Here is a 2413-nt window from a genome sequence, read left to right as displayed (position 1 = left end):
AGGTATGGGTTATTTCTTCATCAGCGCCGAGCAGGCTGCTTTATAGGCCTCGTGCTGATATTTGTTCAGCGTCGCCGGCAGGGCGAAGTCATGTTTCTTGCTCTGCGCATTGATGGTCTGTGGCGACAGCAACGTCACCTCGCAGCCTTCGAGCAGTTGGAACACCCCTTCGATCTTGAACGTGGTCGGCCCACCCGCGAACTCACCTTTCTTGCTGCGCTTCTTGATGGCGATGCGTTCGATGCCGTTGTCCGTCACGAACGCCCGCACCTGGGCGGCGAAGGCCTTGACGTTGGCGGCTTCGTCATCGTCGTCCAGGGTGATTTTCTTGGTGTTCAGCGCAACGTGACTCAACGCCTGCTGGTCCAGGGTGGCAACGGCGATGATCGCTTCGCTGCCTTTGATTTCGATGCCGCAGATGATCATGCTTGGCCTTGGATTCGGGAGGTCTGGAGCGCCAGTTTATCCGCCTTGGTCAATTCATGCTCGCCCGCAGGTCCAGCATGATTTTGTCGAAATAATCGACCCGGATCACGCCAAAGCGCGGGTATTCGAAATCCAGGATCACATACAGCACGCAAACCATCACCGCCGCGTAGCCGAGGCTGTGCAGCCAGTTGCGCTGCCGGGTGCCGGCCATGCCGTAGCCAATCAGCAGGGCGCTGATCAGGGTCATGGTCACCAGCATCAGGTAAATGGTCAGGGGCGGATGGGTTTCGTGGGCCACGGCGCGGGTGGTGGTGAGGTCGATCATTTCGTTTTGCGCCTGTAGCACAGGTGTGCCCAGGGTCGGGGTGGGCATCTGTTGCAGGGCGGCGACGGTGCGTTTCCAAATGGTTTGCTGCAAGTCGTTGGCTCGGTCATGGGCCGCTTCGTCGACTTCGTCCTCGCGCAGGTCGCGGTAGTACTCGATGCGGGCGTCGACATAGTCCCGGAACGCCTGGCGAATCTCGGGTTGTTCGCTGGCCGGCAGCAGGTCCAGGCGCAACCAGGCCGTGCCCATGGCGTTGGTTTCGGCGACGATCAATGCACGGCGCTGATCCAGGCGCGAAGCCGCGCCGGAGAAGGTAAAGGCAATCAGCAGCGCCAGCAGGCCAAACACCGCGCCTTCGATGGCCCCGATGCCCTGGCGAGCGCCGTCCGGGTCCTGGGCCAGGTGACGGTTGCCGACCCGACGACCGGCTTCGATGCCCAGCACGATGGCGATAAAGATGGCTGATTCATCCTTGGAGAGCGTGTTCTCTCGGGACTTATAGTTCCAGTTGGTCAGCGTGGATGCCAAAGGCAATAGCAATCTTTTCACGAGTGGCCCGGCGAGGTTTGGCCACAGACTCTTGCTGGGCAAACGCCAGTTGGGAAATACCCAGGCGCTTGGCGACTTCATCTTGAGTCAGGTTCAGGTGTTCGCGCCAGGCGTGGACAGTGGTTGCGCCGTCAACGATATGGCTGACGACTTCATGGGGAATCAAGTTGTTATTCATAGAATGAGTTACTCCTGCCCAATCGACTCCAAAAACTCCGACCGATCATCGCTCACCTGGGCCATGCAGTCGTTTTCGGCGATTTTGTAGGCGTCGCTGCCAGGTTTGGCCGGGAAGGCGGCGATGGCGCAATCGGCTTCGCGCTGTTTTTGCCACAGTTGCTGGGCGGTCTTGATCTTGGCGGTGATGTCGCTGAGCTGGGCCTTGTCGCTGCCGTAGCGGGTTTGCAGGCGCTCGTTGAGACTTTGCAGGTTTTCGTTGAGCAACTGTTCGGCCGCTTTTTTTCCGTAGACCGAGCAGGCCAGGGTCTGGACGTCGTTTTCAACTTCGTCGCAGGGGTTGGGCTCGGTGTCTTCGGTCGCGTGGGCGACGGTGCTGATCAGTGCCAGGGCGAAGAGAATCGATTTCATCGGTTGTCGCTCAGTCCAGTTAAAGCCAGTGGTGCCGCGGATTCTGGCGCAAGCGCCGAGTAATTAACAGATGGGCAGACGGGACCTGTCGCACCCCATTGTCGCGGATTGACGCTTTCGGCAATTCCCCTGTCGTTTTTGCACCCGGTCGCCACCGCCCTCCGGCATATGCTGGCCCCAAAGCGCCGGCACACGATTCGGCGCATGAATCGCCAACAAGGGGACTGCCTGATGAGCCCAGCCGAATTGCACGCCGACAGCATCGTTATCGACGGGCTGATCATTGCCAAGTGGAACCGCGACCTGTTCGAAGACATGCGCAAGGGCGGCCTGACCGCAGCCAACTGCACCGTGTCGGTGTGGGAAGGTTTCCAGGCCACCATCAATAACATCGTTGCCAGCCAGAAACTGATCCGCGAGAACAGCGACCTGGTGATTCCGGTGAAGACCACCGCCGACATCCGTCGCGCCAAGGAACAGGGCAAGACCGGCATCATCTTCGGCTTCCAGAACGCCCACGCC

The 2413-nt window shown here is 59.8% G+C and carries 4 protein-coding genes and 1 pseudogene; 1 reads left to right on the top strand and 4 read right to left on the bottom strand.

Features of this window, described 5'->3' with window-relative positions; all coding sequences use genetic code 11:
- Positions 1–9: 9 nt before the first annotated feature.
- From OC610_RS25675 to OC610_RS25660, 4 genes and pseudogenes are all read right to left on the bottom strand, one after another.
- On the bottom strand, positions 10–426 hold the full coding sequence (locus OC610_RS25675) for a DUF3010 family protein (RefSeq protein ID WP_264431830.1): 417 nt from the start codon (positions 424–426) through the stop codon (positions 10–12).
- A gap of 49 nt (positions 427–475) precedes the next feature.
- A complete protein-coding gene (locus tag OC610_RS25670; RefSeq protein ID WP_264431828.1) occupies positions 476–1288 on the bottom strand; it encodes a bestrophin-like domain in 813 nt (270 codons plus the stop codon).
- Positions 1251–1472 (bottom strand): annotated as a pseudogene (locus tag OC610_RS25665) (helix-turn-helix domain-containing protein); the annotation flags it as partial. The pseudogene OC610_RS25665 and the gene OC610_RS25670, both read right to left, overlap by 38 nt.
- 17 nt (positions 1473–1489) lie before the next feature.
- Entirely contained in the window at positions 1490–1891 is a 402-nt protein-coding gene (locus OC610_RS25660; RefSeq protein ID WP_264431827.1) for a lysozyme inhibitor LprI family protein, read from the bottom strand.
- A gap of 231 nt (positions 1892–2122) precedes the next feature.
- Between OC610_RS25660 and OC610_RS25655 the strand changes: the two genes are divergently transcribed.
- A partial coding sequence (locus OC610_RS25655; protein WP_264431826.1) for a membrane dipeptidase occupies positions 2123–2413 on the top strand: 291 nt, incomplete at its 3' end.

It is taken from the genome of Pseudomonas agronomica, from assembly GCF_025917275.1.
Classification (GTDB): domain Bacteria; phylum Pseudomonadota; class Gammaproteobacteria; order Pseudomonadales; family Pseudomonadaceae; genus Aquipseudomonas; species Aquipseudomonas agronomica.
This window is presented reverse-complemented; position numbering and strand designations above follow the sequence as displayed.

Bases quoted from the DNA above. Each gene is read 5' to 3' on its own strand.
- OC610_RS25660 (WP_264431827.1), bottom strand. From the start codon at position 1,891: ATGAAATCGATTCTCTTCGCCCTGGCACTGATCAGCACCGTCGCCCAC.
- OC610_RS25675 (WP_264431830.1), bottom strand. From the start codon at position 426: ATGATCATCTGCGGCATCGAAATCAAAGGCAGCGAAGCGATCATCGCC.